This is a genomic window from Geothermobacter hydrogeniphilus (assembly GCF_002898515.1).
In the GTDB taxonomy this organism is placed as follows: Bacteria; Desulfobacterota; Desulfuromonadia; order Desulfuromonadales; family Geothermobacteraceae; genus Geothermobacter_A.
The window spans coordinates 64,619-84,062 of sequence record NZ_PPFX01000014.1; the positions used below are offsets into that span (position 1 = coordinate 64,619).

Here is a 19,444-nt window from a genome sequence, read left to right on the forward strand (position 1 = left end):
AAACCATTTTCGCCACCAAGCTCAAGGTGCTCACCCTGTGGGGAATTCCCCGGCTGGTTCAACCCGGCGGGCTCAACATGGATGCCGACTACCTGATGCAGGTGGCCAAGGCAAAGGACGGCAACACGGATACGGTCAAACAGTATATGCTCAGCAGCGGTATGACCTCTTCTGTGCTAGAGCACAAGGTTCCGGAAGAGCTATTTTCGACTCCAGATAATCCGGTAGAAGGAATCAGTACAGTTAAAGCGTTGAAGATCGCCAACGATCGAGGCATCCCCATTTACACGGTCAATCAGGCCAACATCACGACGGTTCTGCCAAAGCTGCAGGTTGGCCAGCAAGTGAAAACGGATATCCAGAATGCCGTCAATGCCGGTAAAGAGGTCACCGTCTCCGAGAGCAACGTCAACTTCAACGGCTGGAGCGGTTGCGGCTATATCATTCTTAACCCAGAGACCGGGGCCGGGGCGTATATGATTAGTGGGGGTGGGAGCGGGGGCGCTATTCCTGCGTTGGCTTCAGCCGCATTTACAGGAATACTTGATGCTTTATTGGGCGTGCCAGAGTGGAAATCCGCAATTAGACCGCTTTTTGGTGAGTTTGCAGTAATTATTTCAAAGGGACTAACCGTTTTGGGCTTTGCTATTACAGTGAATAGCATAGTCATAGATGATGACTTGAGTCTACTCCAAAAGTCTCTAGAAATAGGAACTTGGTTGTTGGCAACAGTGGCCTTGGTGAAGGCTGGGGGGCCCATAATTTCATTACTAAGTCCGGTTGCTGCAGTAGTCGCCATCGTAATAACATTTATGGTCATAACTTTGTTAGCTTTGCTTGCTATCTATTTAATTGAAACACGTGTCACGTCTTTTCAGAGAAAACATAATAGGAACAATAAGAGACAAGTCCAATTTACAGCAGCTTGATGTGATTGACTGGAAAGTTTTTCTTTGATCTGTTGTGGGTTGCTTGTCGCATATTGTCAATCATGGATTACATTTATAGGTTGTTTTTATGGCTACATATAGAATGAATAAGAGATTAACAGTGTTTCCTTTTCTTGTTTTATTTTCTCTTTCTGTTTTTGTTTTTATATACGATTCAAAAAGCACTGAAACATTGGCGTTCTCTTTTTTATGTATGGTTAGCTCTTTTGTATTTTTTGTTCTCTTGTTTGTGAGGATTGATATTTGTAATAAATATATTACAAAGCCATATTTTTTTAAATGCAAAAAAATACCATGGGAAAGTATTAGCGAGGTAAACATAAAAAAAAGTCACGTGTCTGGTTATGTGTTTATTACTATTTCTTTTTTTAGAGGAATGGATAATGACTATTTTATAGTTGGCAGCTGGTTTGAGAAGAGTGCATTTTTTTTGTTAGAAATTAAGAAAAAGGCCGTTAATGCAAAAATCTATGAATAGGTAGATGTCTAAGCCATTGAGAGAACATTTCCCCGAGACGCGTTTTGTTTTTCAATCAGTCAGGCCGGAACCTTTTTTCGGCCCATCGGAGTTGTTCTTTGACAATTTAACCTGATTCTCAAGTTGTTCTGATTGGTTTTGCATGGACTCGACTATCTCGATGCTGGGGTTTATCAGGCCATCGGTCTCAACCTTGGCCGTATCAGCTCCAGTCAGCTGACCGCCCTCAAATCCAATCTGGGAGATGACCAGGGCCAAACTCGAAAGCGCAGACCTGGTCGGACTCGACAAAGAGAATCTAGTCGGTGACCTGCTCACCGCCACCGCCATGAGCTATCATGTCGAACTCGACGCCATGAACCAGATTACCGCCAAGACCATGGGAGTCAACGCCATCACCCTGCCGTCCGAGACCATTTTCGCCACCAAGCTCAAGGTGCTCACCCTGTGGGGAATTCCCCGGCTGGTTCAACCCGGTGGGCTCAACATGGATGCCGACTACCTGATGCAGGTGGCCAAGGCCCGGGACGGCAACACGGATACGGTCAAACAGTATATGCTCAGCAGCGGTATGACCTCTTCTGTGCTAGAGCACAAGGTTCCGGAAGAGCTATTTTCGACTCCAGATAATCCGGTAGAAGGAATCAGTACAGTTAAAGCGTTGAAGATCGCCAACGATCGAGGCATCCCCATTTACACGGTCAATCAGGCCAACATCACGACGGTTCTGCCAAAGCTGCAGGTTGGCCAGCAAGTGAAAACGGATATCCAGAATGCCGTCAATGCCGGCAAGGTGGTTACGGTTTCACAATCCAACATCAGCTTCAATGGATGGGTGGGGTGTGGATATATTATTACCAATCCTGAGACCGGAGCTGGGGCGTATATGATCAGTGGGGGCCTCAGTGGAGCAGTATTTACATGGGTTGTTGTCGCTTTCTGGGTAATTGCTCTACTGCTATTTTGCATTTTGCCGGTACCAATGGTGTTTGTTGCCGGTGCGTTAGGCGTAATGGCAGCATACGGTATTTTGTTTGCTCAAGTATGTGCAGTTATGGTTGGAGTATTGACTGGCGCTGGGATAGGGATATTTTTTTCAGATAATTTTAAAGAAGTTTTGTTGTCAGGACTTCAGGATTTCATGTTTGCGTTATTAACTGGTGGTTTAGTGTTGTCAGGTTTTTTAGGGACAATAGCAGGTATAATTATTTTTATTTTATGGCTGTTGTCATATCATGATATTTTTTCTGTAACAAATATAAAAAACAATAGAAAAATATATTGTCAAATATTTACATAAGTAGACCTTCTTAAGGGGTGGTTTGTTGTGTCTAAATGTGTTGAATACTTATTTCAGTTGAGAATGTTTTTTGTATTTTTGTGTCTATTGTACCTATATATAAGAAAAAAAAGAAAAACATTTTTGTTTTTATCGATGTCGTTGTTATCTTATGTGGTTTTGTCTGTGTTTTTTAATTTAGACAAGACGTCTGATTTTTTTATTTTGACAATCATGCTATTGCTTGGTTTTGCTTTAAGTCTAAATGAATTATTAACTTTTGAACGATCCGGTTTTTCATTAGCCGAGTTTGTTGAAATGGACAGGCTTGATTGCTTGGTAATTTTTTGTTTGGGTCTTGTTTGGCTTGTGGTTAGAATAAATGTGTTTAATTAATTTAATATTTTAATCCTTGGAAATTTGATTGATGAAAATTAGTTCTTTGGTTCAATTCCGTACGTTGTTTGTCTGGTTGTTTTTATGTCTACATATAAAACATTGATAGCTACTATTCTTTATGGGGCTGCTGCTGTTGCCGATTACTTAATTTTTTGGTCTTACAAAAAAACCTCCTATTTTTTAACGGAGAGTTTTATGTCTGAGTCTTCTATCGTATTCATCATTATTTATACAATTGCATTAACAATATCCTGTTTTCTTAGAAAACTAACTCATAAAGTCGCCAAGGAGGCTATTGAAAAAAAGTGTCTTAACATAGGTATTTACTCACTTTTTCCAATAAAAGGTGAAAAGGCTGTTGAAATAGCGAATGGATATATTAAAGTTTCAAATATTATCTTTTGGTTTGTTGCTATATTTTTTCCATTTGTTTATCTAGTTAAATTTTTAAATTAAAATTAAAAAAATATCGTTGTTTATGTAGACATGGATTTAAATATTGGAGACAAGTCCAAAGATTTGTTCGACTCTGTCGGTTTTGTCGTATTTATATGCATTTGTTGATTTTATAAGAGTCGTTTTTATTTCTGTATCAGTGACTATTCCTATTATCTACGTTGTTCTATTGGGAATTGCTTTGAATTATTTTCTTAATATGGTTGTTAATAAAGAAAGGTATAAACTTACAGGTGGACTATGTTGATAGCTCTGTTTTTTTTGTCGATCCCTGTTGTTTACTTGGCTGTTAGGATATATTTGATATTGAAGGATGATTTGTGGGATAAAACCGAATGTAAAATATTGAAATTTGACATGGTTAAGAAAAGCTATGGATCTTTGTCTGAAGGGATGGAGAATGCCCACAACATCTATATTCAAATACTTTATTCCTATGTCGTAAATGGGAAAACTTATGTATCAAAAAGGATAAACTTAGGTTTGGTAGACAGGCAATATAGCAAGATAGAGGTAGGGCATGATCCGTTCATTAAATACCTAAAAAGCAATAAATGTTGTGTTTATTATTTGAAGAAATTCCCCAAAATATCTGTATTAGAAAAAAAGCCATATGATAGTGTTTCAAATTTAGTTCTTTTGTTGACATATGTATCAGTGTTGGTTGTGTCGTACGCCATTGTTGTATTAATTGAATGATGATTTGAGTTGTAAGTTTTTCTAAAGTTAGGTAAGTGTAAATTGCTGAAATCATATTGTAATTTACTATTGCATTATAATGTTTTGTGTCCGATGAGAGAAGGTTGTTCTCTGGTTTGAGGCCAGTTGCTTGTCGCTTTATAGTTTACTTAATCGCTTGTGTAGTTTTTATTAAGTATTTTTTTGGTGGCGCCCTTTGTTGTTTTTTTAGGTCAAATGACAATGTTGATTTTGATAGGTTTATATGTTTTTGCTGAATTTATGCAAGTTGGCCTAATTGTTGTTCGTGAAAGAGGTGCCGATTTATGTTGATGGACGAATTTTCACAAAAAATGGCCTTTGTTTCATTGCTGTTTATATATTTCTTTGTTAGAAAAAAGCAAAATCCCTATTGGTTCTATCTGTTATTTGGTTTTTACCAAGTATTTTATGGTTTTTTGAAATCAACGCATTTGATACATTTGATGAGTTGGTGGTCCTTTGCTCATTGTTGCTTAGTTTGCCTTTTCTGTATTCGGATAATGACATGAAAAAATATAATACATTAAAATCATTCTTTGACAAATATGATTGTGTAGTAATTGCTATTTTTGTTGTTATTGTTTTTTATGTAAAAATTGTAAATTTATTTATGTGATTGATTGTAAATTTTTATAGTGGTTAGTTTCGGCTATTTATATTGATTTTGTTTAAATTAATTACAATGGCTGTTTTAGCTCAGAATTGGTAATAACGTTTTTGTTTTATATATTTAGCTTGTTTTTTGAAGTTTGGAGTAGATGTATTTAAATAAATATCGATTTTATCCGGATAAATATTTTTATAGGCCTTAATATGGCAAAGCTGTTTTTAATTCTTAACATTATAATGGATAGAGCGGATGTTGTTCATAACAGTAATTTTAATATTGCCAATATTATATCTGTTGGTGAGAGTGTATTTAATTTTGCGCAACAACTTATGGGGTACGGCTGATGCAAATATATTGAAATTTACAATGAAAAAAAGAAACTTTGGAATAGTTTCTGAGAGCTCAGAGAATGCGCAAAATAACTATATAGATGTTTTGTATGAATTTACTGAAAACGGTAAAACATACGTATCGAAAAGAATTAGTTTGAGTCTGCTTGACAGGCAGTATAGCAAGGTTGAAATAGATCATGATCCATTTTTAGATGTCCTCAGGAGTGGAAGATGTAAAATTTACTACTTAAAAAAGTTTCCAAAAATTTCTGTAATAAAAAAAGACAAGTACGATTGTTATTCTAATTTAATGTTGTTGTCGATTTATGTTTTTGTTGTTGTTACCTCTTACGTCATAGTTTTATTTATCAGCTAGATTGGCATATTCATGCGTCGATGTGGCGAGAATGATACCCATATAATTTACTCATCGCTAGATGGCACGCCCAACATCTTGCCAAGATAGTCACTATAGCAACTAGGCAGAGACGGATATGCGGTGTTGGGAAAAATTACTTATTTTAGAGTCATATCGGGCCCAACACGCACATTTGACGCAAAAAATCGAAACTGAAATTTTCTGCTGGCATTCGCTTATACTTTGAAAAGTTGATGATGATTGACAACACGGAGGGAATATGCTCAGAAAGTGTCTGGCCCTGGTCGGCGCGATATTTTGCCTTGTAATTTTGGCGAACAACGCTCAGGCTCAACTCCCTCAAATTGCCACTGGCCTCGCCTATCTCACCTCCGCCCAGAGTCCAAATGGCAACTGGGACAGCACCAACTCCCAGGTCGAAACCACTGTCGCCACGACGGCAGCCTTAGAATCTCTGAAGCTCCTGAACCAGATTGGAGGTGTGGCTTATAGTGCAGGGATATCCTGGCTTCAAGCTCAGTCGCCACAGTCTGTTGATTTCATCGCCAAAAGAATCCTCGCCCTAGAACTGACCGACGGTAGTGTCGATGCCCTGCTGCCAGCCCTTGATGTGCTCAAGGGTGGGTGGGGCGGTTACGACGGTTATGCCGTTAACATTCTCGACACTGCCTATGCTCTTCAAGCCCTTCAGGCTACTGGCAGCGGCGATATCTCCACCATTAACGCTGCCTTGGCTTTTCTCACCAACCAGCAGAATGCTGACGGGGGGTGGGGATTTCTTCCGGGAGACGCCAGCAGCGTTTATCTGACGGCCGTGGTCTCATCCACTCTTCAGCAATTTCCCCAGATAACCTCCATCGCCACAGCCGTCAGCAAGGCCGGCATCTTTCTGCTGAAGCACCAGAACGCCGATGGCGGTTTTGGCAGCTCTCTCTCCACTGTTTACGAAACCGCTTTGGCCTATGCTGCCCTGGCGGCCGTTTTCGATGATCCGGCAGTGACAACGGAAACGGTGAACTATCTGACAGCAACTCAGGCCGCTGACGGGTCTTGGAACGACGATCCCTATTCTACAGCGCTGGCGATCAGGGCTCTCTATCTGTCCGAGAGCAAGCCCTCTCCACCTCCATCGCCACCGCCGGCCGGAACCATTGCCGGCATTTTGGTTGATGCGACGACTCATCAGCGGCTCGACGGGGTCAAAGTGGTTCTGGCAAGCAATCCGTTGGTTTGGGTAACCACTGCTATTGATGGCAGCTTCATCCTGAACGACGTACCGGCAGGGTCCCAACAGGTAAATTTTTCCCTGGAAGGCTATAAGCCGGCTACCGCGACCGTAACGGTGGCGGTCGATACGACAGCCAACCTGGGAAACATCGTGATGGTTTCGAGCTATTCTACGGGCATCATCGCCGGCATGATCACCGACTCGATGGGCCGGCCGTTGGCCGACGTTGCTGTCAGCGTTAACGGTGCCTGGAGCGGAAATACCGTGACTGAAGCAGACGGTAGTTTCGTCTTTAGCTACGTAACCCCCGGTGAAGTGGTCATCACCGCAGCGAAAGACGGTTATCAGAATGTCACCGTCACTGGAACCGTTTTTGCCAGAACCACTCTAACGTTCTCGCCGCGATTGGATACCGCGTCGTCCCAGACCACAACCGGAAGATTGGTCGGCCGGGTTGTCGAAGCTACCTGGGGTGTGCCCATAGACCATCTCCCCGATGAGAAAGGAGTGACAGTGACCCTTTCGGGTGGCATTGCGGTGGAACCCGACCCCGACAACGGCGGCCGATTCGACATTCCTGATCTTGCTCCCAACACCTATCAGGTAACGGTCGGCATGAATGGCTTCGCCAGCCAAACCTTCCGCGTAGTGATCGCCCCTGGCGTTACCACCGACCTGGGAACAATCCGTCTGGAAATGTCGGTCTCGAAGATGACTTTGACTGGCAAGGTGACCGACGCTGAGTCGGGTGCGCCGGTTCCGGGGGCAACGATTTCGGTCGATGGTACCATGCTTGCCGGTAGCTCCGATTTTTCCGGCACCTACGCTATAGCCAACATCGACCACCCGGCCCAGATTACTGTCAAGGCGTCTGCCGACGGTTACATCGGCAAAACCTTTACCATCAACACTGCTCCATGGACCCAGTCCTTCGATATTGTTCTGTCTCCCAAATTGTTTGCCGGATCCGTCAAAGGGAAGGTGGTCGATGCTTCACTGGGGACACCCCTGGCGGGGGTCGCCCTGACCCTGATGAGTGACCCGGCGACAAACTGCGTCACTGACTCCGCTGGCAACTTCATTTTCCCCGCCGTGGCGAGCGGAATCCAGCAAATCGAGCTGGTGTCTCCCGGATATGCTGCGCGCACTCTCACGACCACAATTACGGCCGGCCAAGTGAACGATGTCGGGAATATCGGTCTGGGGATGTATCCTTTGCCGGCCACCATCCAGGGAAGGGTGTGGGACAGCGATGCCGACGGGCCTTTCGCCGGGGTCGAAGTGCAGACGAGCGGATCCGACGCCCGGCAGGTTTTCACAGCGGCAGATGGCAGTTATCGTCTGGACAATGTCAATCCGGGGACGGTCATAGTATCAGCCCGTGTCGTGACTAAGCCCGGCTACCAGGACGCTCGCATTTCCGCTCCCCTCGAAGCGGGCGGCATTCTGGTTTTCAATCCTGCACTATCCACCACACCGCGGGCAACGGTCGATTTGGCAGTGCAGACCGATAAAGAGGACTACCAGAAAGGGGAGACGGGTATCGTCACGGTTTATCTCAAAAACCAGGAGGACGTCACCCATCCGCTCTCGCTGCACCTGTTTGTTGTCGATCCCGCTGGGGGCAGTCTTTTCGAATCAGTTCTGGATGTCACTCTTCCCGCAACCGGGACCACCGCTCGGTCGTTCAACATCGCTCTGCCGGCGGATCTGCAGAGCGGGTTGTTCCGGGTAACGGCCGAGGCCTTTGATGCAGACGGTACCCGGCTGGGGAGTGGTTCAAAGACCTTTGGTGTGGCTGTTAGTCGGGTCAGCGTAACACCGACCCTGCCTACAGCCTTCGTTTCTGGCGCCAACACGGTGTCCTTCAACCTGCATAATGTCGGTACTCTGGCGGTTTCGGCCGGAGTTCTGGCCGTTGCGCTTAAGGATCCCGACGGCCAGGTGGTCTTCTCGACCAGCCAATCGTTCAGCCTCGCTTTGGGCGATAGCCTGAATTTGCCATGTCAGATTGCGATTCCCGACCTCAAATTCGGAAACTACACCCTCTCCTACACCCTGAGTGATGAAACCCACCAAGGTCCGACGGTCGATGTCCCGTTGCCGAATTCTTTGATCATCGACCCGCTCTTCAGCAGTGCTTCGCACCGGGTCGGTGCGACCGCCAATCTGACAGTGTATCTGAGTAACGCCGGCCGGTTCGAATTCGACACGGCAGGGACGGGGTTGCCAGTTACAGTCTCAGTGCCCGATGCCGGCTACGAAGAAACCAAGATTCTGGTTCCCGCCCCACGCGTCGGTAGCACGGATCCCGCCGCTTTGCTCTATGGTTTTACAATCCCGGCAAGCCTGACGGCAGGACTGCACGGCGCGACCATCACGGTGACATTGCCGTCGGGGTCCAGCCTGGTCAAAACCACTCAGTTTGCCATTTCGGACTCGGACCTAAGCCTTGCTCCTCTCGCAGACACCGCTTATCTTGCGGGCGAAACCATCACTCCCAAGATCCTCAACAATGGCGGAGCCGATACCCGGACTCAATGTCGGCTGAGCCTTTACGACGCCCAAGGGATGTTGGTGGCCGAGCGGACTGTGACCGGCGTGGTAGCCGCCGGATCGTCTCTGACTTTGTCTCTGTCGGTACCGACGGGGAGCGTGGATGGTCAATATCGTCTGGTGGTCTACTACAAAGACCTCAGCACGGGAGAGGAGGCCACAGTCCCGACTCCAATCACCATTCAGGGTGTGACAGGCACTCTTCAGGTGCAAACCGACAAGCAGACTTATTTGCAGACAGAAACCATTACCGGCCTCAGCAGTGTTATCAATGGCGAGGTCCCCTTGGTCAATGGGACTCTCCTTCTTCAGGTAACGGCAGCCACCGGCAATCTGCAGAGGAAAACATGGACCAGTCAAAACGACTTCCAACAGGGAAGAGGTTCTGGGGTTGACACCGTTGAAGTACCCGACGCTGTCACCCTTGTCGCCATGGATGATGATTTCGATGATGGTGTTTTCAATCCCGACCGATGGAACTCTTCCCGTTCGAGTTCCCTGACGGATTATCCTCCTCTCGAACAGAACGGGACCGTACAACTCAGCCTGCCGTCCAATCCCGCACGCAACTGGATTTCCAACAACCTGACGACCAAATTCAGAGTGACGGGCGACTTCGACACTCAGGTTGATTACAATATCATCAGCCCCTGGAATTATGGTGGCAACAATCATGCCGCAGGGTTGCAGGTCTTTACTCCCTCTTGGAATACCCGTATTGACGTTTGGGGCTTCTCGCCCACCTATGGGACGATAGATTCCTATGGCAGCTACACCAACGTCGGCGGTGCCAGGCTCAACGGCAGACTGCGCATTACCCGTGTTGGTAGCAACTACTACGTCTATTATTGGAACGGCAGCCGTTGGATCAGAGCCTACAGTTTCGGCGGGCGACCTTCCGGCCCTGCCGGTTTTACCCTGATGTGTTTCGGACAGGGTGGAAACGTTCAGGTGCTTTACGACAACTTCACGGTTGTTTCACATACGTATCCCCAATCCGGAACTCTGAAGTTGAGATACGACAGCGGCCGTTCTGGGACCTGGGGAAATCTTGATTTCCAGGGCGACATCCCCAGCGGAACCTCCATCAAATTTCGGACTCGCTCCGCTGACACCGAAGCGGGCTTGGCCAGCGCTGTCTGGAGCGACTATCTGACTGTGAGCGGTTCGCCCATCACCAGCCCCGAAGGGCGTTGGCTCGAGGTGGAAACGACTCTGGCAACCACCGATACGACAGTCTCCCCGACGCTTTATGAGGTTTCCGTGACTCGGGGACATCAGGCCGGTGATATTCTCTGGCAGACCACTATTCCAGCCAATCTGGCTCAGGGTGAAACCTTCTCGCCAGTCAACACCATAGGCGCTCTGGGAACGACGGGTAAATTTTTCCTGCAAGGCCTGCTGTACTCCTCTACCGGGCAAATCGTTACTTCGGCCGAATATCCTTTCTATGTGGAGCAGGGCAATATCCAGATTGTTCTGGCCACAGACAAAAAAATCTACCGACCCGGCGAAACCGTCAGCATCAGTGGGGAAGTGCTAAGCCTGTCGAGCGGCGGTACCACCGGGTTGAGTCTGAACATTGCTGACACCACCGCTGGCAGTGCCCCCCTACATAGCGAGACTTTCGATCTTGTTGCTGATAGCACGCATACCTTCAGCTTTACCGCGACAGCGGAGGCCGAAGGCGTCTACAGCTTGGGTGGAATAGTCGAACAGAACGGCGCCACTTTGGCAGCTATTGACGAGCAGTATGAAGTTGCGAGCCCGGCGGTAACCGCCACGGTGACCGCGCCGGAAACCGCAGGCAACGATTCCTTCCCCCTTTGCATAACATTGAATAACAGCGGGAAGGTCGATGCGACCGTCGCTATGCGGCTGGCAACTGAGGGAGGGGCTATTGTCGACGTCCAGACCATTGACCTTGCTCCCGGTGAGAGCCAGGTGATGCAATATCCATTGCAGATTGTTGGAGCTACTACATATCTAGTTGAAATTACAGGAGACTTGGAGCAAACGATAGCGAAAAAGGTGGTTTATGTTCCGGCGCCTCTAAACAATGTGATTGCCGCTAATATTGTTACCGACAAAGTGTCCTATAATCCCAACGAAGTGGTATCTCTGACCTCAACGGTGACGGCCAGTGCGCCGGTGGAAAATCTTTCAGCCCGAATCTCGGTAACCAACAGCCAGGGGCAATCTCTTTATTCGGCCACGGTTGCCATGCCGAGCCTTGTGCAGGGCCAAACGCAGACGATCAATAAGCAATGGGGGACCAGGACCAATCCGGCCGGAACCTATACGGTTTCTTTGCAGATTCTCAATTCCGCCGGTGTCGTTGTGGCGGACTCTTTCCGCGACTTTACCATCAACGCCACGACTTCTGTTTCAGTCCTTCTCAAGGGTCAGCTAAGTCTTGATAAACAGAGCATCCTCGCCGGAGAGCCGGTAAGAGTCACCTACAGCGTGGTGAATGTCGGCAATGTAGATTTGTCCAGTGTTGCTCTTTCTGTCCGCATTGTCGATATGGCTGATCAAACTGTTTACGACACCATTGGCGACCAGACAAGTCTCACCATAGGGAGTATTTTCAGCAACAGTGGCACTTTCGACACTCAGAGCTACAGCGCCAAGGACTACGCTGTCATCCTTCTGGGCAATATCGATGGAGAGGAACAAGCCCTTGCAAGCACTTATCTGCGGGTCGAGGGTGCTCCATCCGCACCGACGCTTGCGGAACCGGCGGGAGGGGCCGATGTTGTCACCTTCACTCCGGCCCTTATCGTCAACAATGCAGCCGATCCCAACCACGACAACCTGATCTATGAGTATGAAGTCTATGCCGACAGCAACCTGACCGATCAAGTTGCCACCGGAATGGTGGCCGAAATGGCCGGCATTACGCAATGGATTGTCCCCACTGCATTGAGCGAAAACCAAACTTATTTCTGGCGGGCACGGGCCTATGATGGACAGCTTTATGGTCCTTGGATGGCGCTATCATCCTTCCGAGTAAACACGATCAATGATCCGCCTTCAGCTCCCAATGTTTCGAGCCCTGCAGATGGCTCGGACGTCGGTATGCTGAAGCCGGTTCTCACGGTCACCAATGCGTCGGACCCTGACAGTTCCACCTTGACCTATAATTTTACGCTCTCCCTCGATCCGGATTTTTCTCAGGTTGTGGCGTCTGCTACAGGAATCACAGGTGGGCAGGGGACGACTTCCTGGGCCATCCCGAACAATCTTCAAGAGAATACCTGGTATTACTGGCGGGTACAGGCCGATGACTGGCTTGTGGAGGGCCCATGGTCGGAAACCGCAAGTTTTCTGGTCAATACCGCCAACGATCCCCCTTCTACACCGGTTATCGTTGTGCCAGTAAGCGGCTCTGTTCTTTCAGATTTGTCTGCTGAAGTGGTTGTGACTAACAGTTCGGATCCTGATTCGCCGGTTCTCTCGTATTATTTCGAGGCAGATGAAAAAGCGACCTTCAATTCGGCCAATCTCATTCGCTCGGGTATGGTCGTTGAGGGACAGGATACCACTCTGTGGAATTTAAGCGGACTCAAGGACAATTCCAGGTACTATGTGCGGGTCAAAGCAAGCGATGGGATGGCTGAAAGTCCTTGGTCAGATGCTGTGGAATTTTTCGTGAATACCGTCAACGATCGACCGACCGTACCGACATTGAATAATCCCTCCAACGGCACAGGAGTCAAAGAAATCTCTCCAGCCTTGTCTGTTCACAATTCAATAGATCTGGATGGGGATAATCTGTTCTATGTATTCGAGGTTTATTCTGATGCATCCATGACGAATCTCATTGCCCAGTCGGGTAACATTGCCGAGATGCCCGATGTGACTGTTTGGACCGTACCCTTATCGCTAACGGAAAACCAGACCTATTACTGGCACGCCAGATGTTTTGATGGATCGCTCTACAGCGGTTGGATGCCAACGGCCTCTTTTCTGGTAAATACTTCCAATGACGCACCGGGAGCGCCCCAGCTCTTGGCACCGGCGGATGGTCGGAGCCTGGAAAGTCTCCAACCCACTCTGACGGTTGTGAATGCCTTGGATCCAGACAGCGGTCAGCTGACCTATGATTTCGAGGTGTACCGTGATGGAATATTGATCGAGGCAATAAATGGTGTGCCTGAAGGGGACAACGGTACAACTTCTGTCACTTTGGATGCTCCTTTAACCGACAATACTTCGTACTCTTGGCGGGCAAGGGCTTTTGATGGGGGACAATATGGTGAGTGGATGAACTTGGCAACATTTACTATCCACCAGATAAGAGCGTCCATCAAAGCGGAAATCAAATTTGAACCGAAGACCCTGAACAAAAGATCCAAGGGGACTTGGATCAAGGTTGATATTGTGTTGCCGGATGAATATGAAGCTTCTGCGGTCGACATTTCGTCACTTCGCTTCGAAGGGGTGGTTCCTGCCGAAACACGGATTTACCGTGTCCATCATGGAAAGCACGGGAACAAATTGACGGTCAAGTTCAGACGGGAGCAAGTTATTTCCTTGCTCCCGGTTGGGGAGAAAGTTCTAGTCCATGTCACTGGGGATATAGGCCCAATGTCATTTGAAGGAATAGATATTATTCGAGTGATTGATATGCCCACAAATTGCGGAAATACCGTAAAACAACAACAAAAACATCAAGAAGACAAGCATGGTTTTGAAGATGAGGAAGAGCATTCGCGAGGTCAAGAGCGAGACGACTAACCTGATAACCAGCAGTGACTAGCCTCTTGCCGCGATGGGCAAGGATCAGAAGATCCAGCCTAACACGCTCTACAAATGGATTCGCCAGGATAGCGAGAACCTTGAGGAGATCGCCCCGGCAAAGGTAAACAGCTCTCGGAAGCCGAAGAAGAGCCTGGAATCAACTCCGGTCGCCCCTACTTTGAACTGGAAATTCTCTCCCTGACCGGCTAAACTGCCGCCCATGCTCAGATCTCTGCCCAGAACCCTGCGGGTCGCCATTTCGATGACCCTGCTCAGTTGCAACACCGCACTTCACTGCCTGCCGATCTTCTGTCTCGCGCTGGCCAAGCTGGTTCTTCCGCTTCCCGCCTGGCGCGGGTTCTGCAGCCGACTGCTCAACGCCATGACCTCCTCCTGGATCACGGTCAACGGCTTCTGGATCGGCATGGTTCGAAAAAATCCCTGGGATGTTGACATCAGGAATGAATTGAGCCCCGACAACTGGTATCTGGTCACCTGCAACCATCAGTCGTGGGCCGATATTTTCATCTCCCAGCAGTTGCTGAACCGCCGCGTGCCGCAGATGAAGTTCTTTCTCAAGCAGGAACTGATCTGGGTTCCGGTGATCGGGTTGGTCTGGTGGGCGCTCGATTTTCCGTTTATGAAGCGCTACAGTAAGCAGTACCTGAAAAAGCACCCCGAAAAAAGGGGCAAGGATTTTGAAACCACTCGCCGCGCCTGTGCTAAATTCCGTCACCTGCCGGCGGCGATCTTCAATTTCATGGAAGGAACCCGCTTCACGCCCGACAAGCATCAACGGCAGTCCTCACCCTACCGACATCTGCTCAAACCGCGCCCCGGCGGCACCGGGTATGTCCTTGGCGCCATGGGCGAACAGCTGAAGGCACTGGTCGATATCACCATCTACTATCCGGAGGGTGTCCCCGGTTTCCGGGATTTTCTCAGCGGAGACAAAAGCAGCGTCAAAGTCGTGATCGATTCCCGGCCGCTTCCGCAGCATTTGCGCAGTGGCGATTATGGCAGCGATCCGGTCTTTCGGGCGGCGGTGCAGAAATGGATCAATGAAATCTGGCAGGAGAAGGATGAACTGCTGGAGAGCCTGATTGAAAAACGCAGAAGGAGGATGAATAAGGCTCCTTGACAGGCCTGTCTATAGAGATAGCATAACAAGACATGGTGTGAGGTTTTCCGATAAAGCCAACCCTCTCGCAGAAGAGGGGCGGAAAGTTACGGGTCTTTACTCCTCAAAAACAACAGGAAGACGGCCGAACTGCCGAAGGATATTGATCCTCATGGTGGTGTCGGCCTTTTTGTTTCTCTGGCCTCCTCATAGATCCGGAAGTTGGAAAGTTCATCGTGTCGGGGCCCGAAAAAAGCGCGATGACGACATTTATGAAAGTTGGCTTGATTGGCAATATGCCTTAGTTGCTGTATGAAATGTGGTCAGCCGGGGGGGCGGGCGAAAGGGTAATAGTCATGCTGCATGAAAACAGGCTCAGATGTTTGAAGATTGCTCTTTATATATTCGGCGTTATTTTCATTGCAGGCGTTCCGGCAATGATGATGTGGATATGGCCTTCAGGTTGGAGTTGGACGCCTCCGCAGCCAGAATATGAACAAATGATTATGGGTATTTACGTTACACTGGGAATATTTCTGGTTCGCGCTGCAAAAGATCCCTTGGCTCATGCAAGCCTTATCTGGTTCACGATATTTTCGAGTATTGTCCATGCTGGAATCATGCTGGTTCAAGCCATGGTTGATGAAACTGAGAAGGCCAACCTGGCGGGTGATATCCCAGCGTTGTTTCTGGTGGCATTTGTTCTCTGGTATCTTATGCCCAGGAGAACCCGGACATAGTGGAAGACTGGCAAGCGGTTCCATCTTCATCCAGTTGAACGGCAGAGGGGGGCGAAGTTTTCCCCGGGAACGATTCAGCGTTCCGCCGGCGGCAGGCGGGCGGCAATCCTTTGGGCGAGCTGGACGGTGCAGGCGAAGACGGTATCATGGCTCAACCGCGAGATGTCGCTGCAGCTCTGTAGGGTTTGCCCGATCCGGATGTTGTCCGGTTCGAACGCGACCGGCTCTGTCGGTGGGTAGCTGAGGCAGGTGGTCAATACCAGGCAGATGAGGGGCAGGGTGATTGGTGATCAGTTTTGGCATCGGTGGTTTTTGGATTTTATCACAAGGTTGGCGCGGAGGTTTTTAAAGGTTTTTTCGCTGCTAACCATTCAAATTGTCATGAGAAATGTGAATGGTCCTGATCTTGAAAAGAAAATTCAAAAAAAACGTTGACAAATATAACCAGATTGGTAATATTGCTTCCAACAGAACATTTCTTCTTCATGTTCTGCCCTCCTGTAACACACGCACACAACCTTTTCCCCGCAGTTTCACCCTCCTGAACTGCGGGGACTTTTTTTGCCCATCAGCTGTACCCCGGCACTCCGAAGCGGTAAAATATCTACAGGCGCGGACAGGGGCGGTTACCGCCTCCGGCAGGACGGTGTTCCGCACCTGTCACAGTTTTTTGCGGTTTCGCAAGCATTTTGCCGGAGAAGGAGAGTCGTCATGGGACGCAAATATGTTGAATGCAGGGATTTTTCCGGAGATGATCACTGCAGTGAAATTCTGACCGGAAACAATGACGAAGAACTGATGGAAGCGGTGATCAAGCACGCCATCAACATGCACGGAATGGCGAACACCACCGACTTCAGGACCAAGGTTTCGATGACGTTCAAAGAGGGGACGCCGACGCATTAAGGTTGTCGGCAGGTGAACCCGGCGCCGGGAAAATGGTACAGAGTCTTCCGGCGTGGAAAAGAGGAGGGGTCGGTGAGTTCACCGACCCCTGCTTATTTGACGAAATAGCCGGCCACGCGCCAGAGGTGGTCATCATCCAGCATGACGATGATCTGTTCCTTGGCGTCGGGCTGATTCCGGTACTTCGATTCGTAGTTGAGCATGATGTACTCGCCGTCGGGGCTGTCCTTGGCCTCGGTCGTGTAGCGGGCTTCAACCTGCTTGCGTTCTACCACCGGTCCGGTCCATTGGCGCAGACTGGTCAGTTTCTTGATCCACTCTTCACTGGGAACTTTTTCCTGCAACAGTTTGGCCGCGGCCTGCCAGCTTTGTTCATAATTCTGATTGTCGACCAGTTGCAGGAACCGGGTCGCGCTCCGGTTTGCCTCCGCCAGCTTGGCCGGGTCAGGTTTCTGGTGCAGGCGGGGGAGAATGATAATCGCCAGGGCGGCGAGCAGCAGGGTGACATGGATTCCGTATTTTCTCAGCAAAACAACCTCCGGAATGTAAAACGAGTTGCCGGTTCGTGTCAGGCAAACCGGCGACAGCAAATTGTATGGGGATACTCCTGAATCCACGAGCTTGTGTCAATCGTGGCTGCGCGGATTCTGGATACTATAAGCGGGATGGAGGGAGAGGGCAACAGGTTCATTGCCTGACAGGCTGATGAAAAACGCCCATCTGCGGCGTTGTCCTTCCCCCGCGTCAACGACGCAGCTTCCGCTACGCTTTGTGCCGCGGGGGGGGCGGACGCCTGGCAGCTGGACATTTTTGCTCAGCCTGAGGAATGTGACTTTTTCAACACTCTGTTAAGTGGTTTACTCCAGGAGCTGTTTCATAATCCCGAAGGCTGCCGTTCGTCCTTCGGCGGCGGCGGTTACCGCCAGGTCGGCGCCGCGATGGCAGTCGCCGCCGGAAAAGATTTTTTCGTGGCTGGTGCGTCCTTCGGCGTTGACCTTGATGTTGCCCCACTGCTGCAGTTTGATCCCCTCCTGTTCCAGGAAGGGATGCGGCTCCTGGTCGAAGCCGAGGGCCATGATGATGACATCCGCCGGCACGCAATGGTCGGAGTCAGCAACCTCTTCAACGCGCTGCCGACCACTGTCATCGGGTTCCCCGAGCCGGGTGCGGACGGCGTCGATGCCGACCAGGTTGCCCTGTTCATCAAGGACCACACGTGTCGGCGCCTCGTTGAAGAGGAAATGGACGCCCTCCTCGGCGGCATTGTGAAACTCCTTGCTGCTGCCGGGCATGTTGTCCGCGTCACGGCGATAGAGGCAGGTGACACTTTCGGCACCCTCGCGAACAGCGGTGCGAACACAGTCCATGGCGGTATCACCGCCGCCGACAACCACCACCCGCTTGCCGAGAACGGCGAAGCGTTCCATCCAGGAGCGCCCGGCAAGACGACGCTGGACACTGGTGAGAAACTCCATGGCCAGGTAGACCTGTTCGTGATCCTCGTTGGGGATGCCGGCGCGTTTGCCATTAGTGGCACCGAGGCCGAGGAAAACGGCATCGAAGTCGGTCACCAGTCTGCTCAGCGACAGGTCACTGCCGACAGCGGTGTTCAGCTGCAGGGTCAGGCCGGCCTGCTGCATGATGTCGAAGCGGTGGCTGACTGTTGACTTGTCGAGTTTGAAGCCGGGAATGCCACAGGCGAGCAGGCCGCCGGGAATATCGGAGCGTTCGAACATGACCACCTCGATCCCGGCTCGCAGCAGGAAATGGGCGCAGCTCATCCCGGCCGGACCGGAGCCGACCACGGCAACCTTTTTGCCGCGGGTCAAACCGGGGAAGGGAAGCTTGAAGCCGGCGCGGAAGCCGAGGTCGGTGATCGAAGCCTCGATGGCGCCGATGGTAATCGCGCCGTAGCCGTCATCGAGAGTGCAGGCCCCTTCGCAGAGCCGGTTGTGGGGGCAGATACGGCCTAGAATCTCGGGAAAAGGCGAGGTTTCGTTGCAGAGCAGGAACGCCTTCTCAAGGTCTTTCTCGGCAATCGCCTCCAGCCACTGCGGAATGTAATTCTGCAGCGGACAGCCGATCGCGGTGCAGAAGGGATCGCCGCACTGCACGCAGCGCTCCGCCTGCCGCCTGACCACACGGTTGTTGAAGAACCGGTAGATCTCCTCGAAGTTGAGAACCCGCTGGTTGACGTCCTCTTTGGCGGGGTCTTCGCGGCCTGTTACTGTGAATCCTTGCATTTCGTCTCCGTAGGGCGGCGAACAGCTTCACGCCGTCTGCTGCGTTGCTTCTTGCCGGTCATCCTCGATGTAGCTCCGCTACACCTGCTTTTGGTGCAGGGCAAACAGCTTCACGCCGTCTGCCGCGTTCCATCGGTATCGTCCATCCTCAACGTAGCTATCGCTACGCCTGCGGTATCCGCTGCCGATGCGCCTTGCATCCGACATAAATCTGTTTGCCTTCGACGGTTGTTGTTTTACCCTTTTCCAGCCTCCAGCCTCCAGCCTCCAGCCTCCAGCCTCCAGCCTCCAGCCTCCAGCCT

At 49.7% G+C, this 19,444-nt stretch carries 10 protein-coding genes, 2 pseudogenes and 1 riboswitch; of the genes and pseudogenes, 9 read left to right on the forward strand and 3 right to left on the reverse strand.

The window, feature by feature from the left end; genetic code table 11:
• Positions 1-929: pseudogene (locus C2E25_RS17655) on the forward strand (hypothetical protein); the annotation flags it as partial.
• Between the two features lie 550 nt (positions 930-1,479).
• Here the strand turns inward: C2E25_RS17655 and C2E25_RS17830 are convergent.
• Positions 1,480-1,686 (reverse strand): hypothetical protein, encoded by a 207-nt coding sequence (locus C2E25_RS17830; RefSeq protein ID WP_146032925.1) that lies wholly within the window; start codon positions 1,684-1,686, stop codon positions 1,480-1,482.
• Here C2E25_RS17830 and C2E25_RS07980 point away from each other — a divergent pair.
• The 8 genes and pseudogenes from C2E25_RS07980 (at position 1,673) to C2E25_RS08020 (ending at position 16,899) form a co-directional block, all read left to right on the forward strand.
• A complete protein-coding gene (locus C2E25_RS07980; RefSeq protein ID WP_146032926.1) occupies positions 1,673-2,728 on the forward strand; it encodes a hypothetical protein in 1,056 nt (351 codons plus the stop codon). The two genes, C2E25_RS17830 and C2E25_RS07980, sit on opposite strands and share 14 nt — an antisense overlap.
• A 459-nt stretch (positions 2,729-3,187) precedes the next feature.
• Positions 3,188-3,562, forward strand: coding sequence for a hypothetical protein (locus tag C2E25_RS07985; RefSeq protein WP_146032927.1), 375 nt, complete (start codon positions 3,188-3,190; stop codon positions 3,560-3,562).
• Between the two features lie 1,579 nt (positions 3,563-5,141).
• The gene (locus C2E25_RS07995) at positions 5,142-5,600 is read left to right on the forward strand and encodes a hypothetical protein (protein WP_103115235.1); all 459 of its coding nucleotides are present in this window, start codon (positions 5,142-5,144) and stop codon (positions 5,598-5,600) included.
• Between the two features lie 262 nt (positions 5,601-5,862).
• Positions 5,863-14,130: a carboxypeptidase regulatory-like domain-containing protein gene (locus C2E25_RS08000; RefSeq protein ID WP_103115236.1), complete on the forward strand. Its 8,268-nt coding sequence runs from the start codon at positions 5,863-5,865 to the stop codon at positions 14,128-14,130.
• Positions 14,078-14,280: pseudogene (locus C2E25_RS18100) on the forward strand (IS3 family transposase); the annotation flags it as partial. The gene C2E25_RS08000 and the pseudogene C2E25_RS18100, both read left to right, overlap by 53 nt.
• A 73-nt stretch (positions 14,281-14,353) precedes the next feature.
• Positions 14,354-15,274, forward strand: a complete 921-nt coding sequence (locus tag C2E25_RS08005; RefSeq protein WP_103115237.1) for an acyltransferase — start codon at positions 14,354-14,356, stop codon at positions 15,272-15,274.
• Positions 15,275-15,319: 45 nt separating this feature from the next.
• Positions 15,320-15,411: riboswitch (cyclic di-GMP riboswitch) on the forward strand.
• Between the two features lie 198 nt (positions 15,412-15,609).
• Positions 15,610-15,993 carry a DUF6632 domain-containing protein gene (locus tag C2E25_RS08010; protein ID WP_103115238.1) on the forward strand — a complete coding sequence of 128 codons (384 nt, stop codon included), beginning with the start codon at positions 15,610-15,612 and terminating at the stop codon, positions 15,991-15,993.
• 711 nt (positions 15,994-16,704) lie between these two features.
• Positions 16,705-16,899, forward strand: a complete 195-nt coding sequence (locus tag C2E25_RS08020; protein ID WP_103115240.1) for a DUF1059 domain-containing protein — start codon at positions 16,705-16,707, stop codon at positions 16,897-16,899.
• Between the two features lie 92 nt (positions 16,900-16,991).
• Here the strand turns inward: C2E25_RS08020 and C2E25_RS08025 are convergent, their stop codons facing one another.
• Positions 16,992-17,429: a DUF4019 domain-containing protein gene (locus C2E25_RS08025; protein WP_158247187.1), complete on the reverse strand. Its 438-nt coding sequence runs from the start codon at positions 17,427-17,429 to the stop codon at positions 16,992-16,994.
• Between the two features lie 327 nt (positions 17,430-17,756).
• The gene (locus C2E25_RS08030; protein ID WP_103115242.1) at positions 17,757-19,142 is read right to left on the reverse strand and encodes a glutamate synthase subunit beta; all 1,386 of its coding nucleotides are present in this window, start codon (positions 19,140-19,142) and stop codon (positions 17,757-17,759) included.
• Positions 19,143-19,444 lie beyond the last annotated feature (302 nt).